The sequence below is a fragment of the Acidobacteriota bacterium genome (assembly GCA_018001935.1).
Lineage (GTDB): Bacteria > Acidobacteriota > JAAYUB01 > JAAYUB01 > JAAYUB01 > JAGNHB01.
The window spans coordinates 1-4,996 of record JAGNHB010000106.1; the positions used below are offsets into that span (position 1 = coordinate 1).

A 4,996-nucleotide genomic window follows, 5' to 3' on the forward strand; every position below is an offset into this window, starting at 1 on the left:
CCCGGCCGAACGTCCCGTCGCGAGGCCATGACCCCGCTCCGGCGGACCATCGCCCGGCGCCTCCTGCAGGCGAGGCAGGAAACCGCCATGCTGACCACCATCAACGAGGTGGACATGACCGCGGTCCAGGCGGTGCGGCGGGCGAACCAGGACGCCTTCACGCGGAAGTACGGCGTGAAGCTGGGCTACATGTCCTTTTTCGCCCGGGCCGTCTGCCTCGCCCTGGCGGAGGTGCCCGTCGTCAACGCCTCGGCCGGGGAGGACTTCATCGATTACCACGATTTCGTCGACCTCTCCGTGGCCGTGGCGACGCCCCGGGGCCTCGTGGTCCCCGTGGTGCGCAACGCCCAGGCCCTGGGGGTCCCCCAGTTGGAAACGGCCATCCAGGCCTTCGCGAAAAAGGCCCGGGAGGGGCGCCTCTCCCTCGACGAGATGACGGGGGGCACCTTCACCCTGACCAACGGCGGGACCTTCGGGTCGCTGATCTCCACGCCCCTCATCAACCCGCCCCAGTCCGCCATCCTGGGGATGCACGTCATCCAGGACCGCCCCGTGGCCCGGGACGGCCAGGTGGTGATCCGGCCCATGATGTACGTCTCCCTCTCCTACGACCACCGCCTCGTCGACGGGAAGGAGTCGGTCCAGTTCGTGGTGAAGGTCAAGGATTGGCTGGAGCACGTCTCCGTCGCCTCCGCGGGTCTTTGAAGGCCGTGCCCCTCCCGCAACCCGGAAACCTGTCGGCATCGGTATCGGCATCGGTATCGGAATCGGCATCGGAATCGGTATCGGAATCGGTATCGGTATCGGTATCGCAATCGGTATCGGTATCGCAATCGCCTTCTCGACCCCTGTCGCCGCCGGTATCGCCCCCGGTCCCCGAAGCCAAGCGGGGGGAACGACGGGTCGGGAAAGCGACGGGGCCGCTCGCCGGCCCGGTCGATCGGACCGATCCGTCGGATCCGACCGATCGGTCGGATAGGGCGACGGTCGGTGAAACAAGCCCCGGGGGGCCGGGAACCATGGAGCCGCCTTCCGCGACGGCGCAGGGTCTCGTGGGCTTGCGATTCGCCGTCCACCAAGGGTTGCGCTCACGCCCGCGGCAACGGACCCGGCGGGAGGTGGGCGGGGAGGTGTCGAGAGCAATCACGAGAGCGGTTGAGAAGGCGGTTGCGATTGGGGTTGAGATAGCGATTCCGATGACGAAAGCGATACCGATACCGATACCGATAGCGATACCGATAGCGATACCGATACCGACCCCGATGAGGGGGGGGAGATGAGACGGTGAACGTGCCCAGACACAGTCCCCGCTTCCACATCACCACCTTCGGGTGCCAGATGAACGTCCTGGACTCGGAGAAGGCCGCCGGTCTCCTGGTGGAGGCCGGGTGGCTTCCCGCCGGTGACCCCGAGGCCGCCGACCTGGTGCTGTTCAACACCTGCAGCGTCCGCGAGAAGGCCGCGGAGAAGGTGTTCGCCTACCTCGGTCGGACGCGGGCCCTCAAGCGCCGTCGTCCCGGGCTGGTGGTGGGGGTCATGGGCTGTGTGGCCCAGCAGGAGGGCGAGGCCATGCTCCGGCGGGCGAAGGGCCTCGACTTCGTGGTGGGCACCCGCCGCCTGAACCGGGTCCCCGAGATCGCCGACGCCGTCCGCCGGGGGCTGGCGTCCGGCGTGGTGGACACCCTCATGGACGAGGACCCCCTCCCGGTGGAGGTGGAGCAGGTCCTCCGCGAGACGCCCTTCCGCGCCTTCGTCACCATCATGGAGGGGTGCGACAACTTCTGCGCCTACTGCGTGGTCCCGCGGACCCGGGGCCGCGAGCGCTCGCGGCCGTCCCTCCTCGTCCTCGACGAGGTCCGGCGCCTGGCGGACGCCGGCTGCGTGGAGGTGATGCTGCTCGGCCAGAACGTCAACTCCTACCGCGACCCGTCGCCGGAGGGCCTTTCGTTCCCGGAGCTGCTCCGCCGCGTTGCCCGAACCCCCGGCCTGCGCCGCCTGCGCTTCACCACCTCCCACCCCAAGGACTTCGACGACGCCCTCCTCGACGTCATGGTGAGCGAGCCGGTGGTCTGCCCCCAGGTTCACCTCCCGGCCCAGGCGGGCGCCACCCGGGTGCTCCGCGCCATGAACCGCAAGTACACCCGCGAGGCCTACCTGGAGAAGATCGCCCGGGTCCGGCAGGCCCCCCGGGCCATCAGCCTGTCGTCGGACTTCATCGTGGGCTTCCCCGGCGAGACCGAGGCGGAATTCCAGGAAACGCTGAGCCTCTTGGAGATCGTGCGTTACGACTCCATCTTCTCCTTCGTCTATTCGCCCCGCCCCCACACCGCCGCCCTGCAGCTGGACGACGACGTCCCGGACGCCGAGAAGAAGGACCGGCTGATCCGGCTCCAGGCGTTACAGGAACGCCTCCAGACCGAGGCCAACCGGCGGCGGGTCGGGTCGCTGGAGACCGTGCTCGTGGACGGCGCCGGGCGCGAACCGGGCCAGCTGAGCTCCCGGAACCCGGCCAACCAGATCGTCCACTTCCAGGGCGACCCCCGCCTCATCGGCACCTTCGTCATCGTCCGGGTGACGTCGGCGGGCGCCTACACCCTCGGGGGGGAACTTCCCCCGGCGGACACGGACAACGATGCGCAGCCGCGTTGACCCCCACCGCGTGCCAGGGTGGCTTTCCCTGCCGTTGTTGCCCCTCTCCTGGCTCTACGGGCTGGGGGCGTCGCTCCGGGGGCGCCGCCAGGCCCGGGAGCCCCGGCGGCTCCACCACCCCGTCCTCTCCGTGGGGAACCTCACCGTGGGCGGCACGGGGAAGACCCCCGTCACCGCCTTCCTCGCCGCCGCCCTGCGGGACGCCGGGCTGCGTCCGGCCATCCTGACCCGCGGGTACGGCGGGAAGAAGGCCGGGACCGACACCGGCACCCTCCTCGTCTCCGACGGGCGGCAGGTCTTCCCCGGCGCCGCCGAGGCCGGCGACGAGCCGTACCTCCTGGCCCGGCGGCTCCCCGGCGTGGCCGTGGTGCGGGGGGCCGACCGCTACGCCGCCGGCCTCTGGTACGACAAGCGCTACGACGTGGACGTCTTCCTCCTGGACGACGGCTTCCAGCACCGCCGGCTGCACCGGGACTTCGACCTCCTCCTGGTGGACGGCCGGCGCGGTGTGGGCAACGGCCGGGTGCTCCCCGCCGGCCCCCTGCGGGAACCGCTCTCGGCCGCGGCCCGGGCGGACGCCGTCCTGGTGACCCGACACGGCGAGGGGGACCCGGTCGAGGCGCTTCCCCGGCGGCTCCGGCGACGGCTCGGCGGGAAGCCCGTCTGGGCGGCCGACCTGGTGTCCGACGGCCTCCGGGACGCGGAAGGGCTTCCCATGAACCCGCCGCTGAGCCTCCGCGGCCTCCCGGCGGTGGCCGTGGCGGGCCTCGCCGACCCCGGGCAGTTCTTCCGCATGCTGGCGCGGGAGGGGGCCTGCCTGGGGGAAGAACTCTCCTTTCCCGACCACTGCCCCTACGGCCGGGCCGAGACGGACCGCATCCGGGCGGCGGTCCGCCGGACGGGGGCCCCCTGCGTCCTGGCCACCGCCAAGGACGCCGTCAAGCTGGAAGGGCTCGACCTCGGCGCCCCCCTCCGCGTGGTGGAGCTCCGCCTGGACCCCGCCCCCGTCGAACTCCTGGACACCCTTTCCGCCCACCCCGCCTTCCGTGCCCTTTTCGGCCGGAACCAGCCCCGGGGCCCCCGCTTCGGCGACTGACCCCCAGCCGGTCGGCCGGCCAACCCGCTCCCCCTTTCGCCCCCCCAGCCCCGCCAGGGGTCCGATGTGTGCAGACCTTTCAAGGTAAATGCGTTGCCAAACCGGGCAAGATCGTGGGGCCGCTCGCTCGAAAGCTCAGGCGGGGGCAAGATCTGCGGCCCATGCCGACATCCTGTGCGAACTTGGCGCCTTGGCGAGCGCCGACCCGGGTCCTGATCTCGCCAAGGCGCAAAGATCGCAAAGAAAAGCGGATCGCCGGGGACGCCGCCAAGAGGCACGACGGCTTGCCTTCACCGGGTCGCCCCGCTGCCGTGAGAAGCTGCCGGAAGGTCTCTCGAAAAGCCCTGATTGTGATCTCACAGAGGCACGGAGAAGAATCATAAAGATTGTTGATTCTATTAAATACGATTTGCATTTCTCCGTGCCTCCGCGAGAGAAAAAGACTTTTTACGAACGCATCAAACCTGGATACAACCCCCGGCTCCCGCCACCTTCGGGGCGGGCCTGTCCTTGCGAGGCGGCGTCTTGTCCCCGGAACGCGGCCGCGGGGGGAGGAAAAGCACCCTGAAAGGGTGCGGGGAAGGCAAATTTTTTCCGGTCGCTGCTCCCCGGACCGGAAGGCCGCACCCGGAGATGACCCCCGCGGAAAACCCTTGATCCCCGCCCGGCGAACGGGTATCATGGCGCCGTTTTTGGTCTTTGCGCTTCACCGGGCCGAAGTGGCGGAACTGGCAGACGCACCGGACTCAAAATCCGGCGGGCAGCGATGCTCGTGAGGGTTCGATTCCCTCCTTCGGCACCACGACTTACAAGGCTGGAAGCGGGTTTCCAGCCTTTTTTCTTGCCCCTTGGGACCCCGGATTTCTTCGTTGGAATTAAGAGAAATTGGCGGATTTCGCTTGCCGATTTGCAGCGTCAGTGCAGCACGAATATCCCGGGAAACGCTTGGTAAAAAAGTGGGGAGTCCGCCAGGATTGCAGCACGGTGCAGCGCCGTAAACGGCCCAGGAGAGTCCAGGCTACCCGGGGGGCTGCATGGGTAGCGGCCAGGGAGGGATCGCCCCGCCTGGGGCAGCCTGGCCGCAGGGCGGGGCGATTTGGGTTGAGGGTGAGGCAGGGTGGCGGGATGATGGGGCGGGTTAGGATTTCAGGCAATACCGCACGGCGCCCAGGGCGTCAGGTGTCAGCCGGTATTCGAGACGCCTCAGGATCTCGTCCGCATGCTTGGGCTTCCAGGCGTTGACCAGGGCGA

At 69.2% G+C, this 4,996-nt stretch carries 3 protein-coding genes and 1 tRNA gene; all 4 read left to right on the forward strand.

The features are described 5' to 3' along the window. The coding region (locus tag KA419_20975; GenBank protein MBP7868408.1) for a 2-oxo acid dehydrogenase subunit E2 at nt 1-705 on the forward strand (705 nt) is incomplete at its 5' end. Nucleotides 706-1,338: 633 nt separating this feature from the next. Continuing rightward, nucleotides 1,339-2,649, forward strand: coding sequence for a tRNA (N6-isopentenyl adenosine(37)-C2)-methylthiotransferase MiaB (miaB, locus tag KA419_20980; protein ID MBP7868409.1), 1,311 nt, complete (start codon nt 1,339-1,341; stop codon nt 2,647-2,649). Beyond that, nucleotides 2,633-3,745: a tetraacyldisaccharide 4'-kinase gene (gene lpxK, locus KA419_20985; GenBank protein ID MBP7868410.1), complete on the forward strand. Its 1,113-nt coding sequence runs from the start codon at nt 2,633-2,635 to the stop codon at nt 3,743-3,745. The genes miaB and lpxK overlap by 17 nt, the downstream gene beginning before the upstream one ends. A gap of 713 nt (nt 3,746-4,458) precedes the next feature. Further along, a tRNA-Leu gene (locus KA419_20990) sits at nt 4,459-4,547 on the forward strand. Nucleotides 4,548-4,996 lie beyond the last annotated feature (449 nt).

Excerpts from the sequence above, each read along its gene's own strand:
- miaB (MBP7868409.1), top strand. The coding sequence starts at position 1,339 with ATGAACGTCCTGGACTCGGAGAAGGCCGCCGGTCTCCTGGTGGAGGCC.
- lpxK (MBP7868410.1), top strand. The coding sequence starts at position 2,633 with ATGCGCAGCCGCGTTGACCCCCACCGCGTGCCAGGGTGGCTTTCCCTG.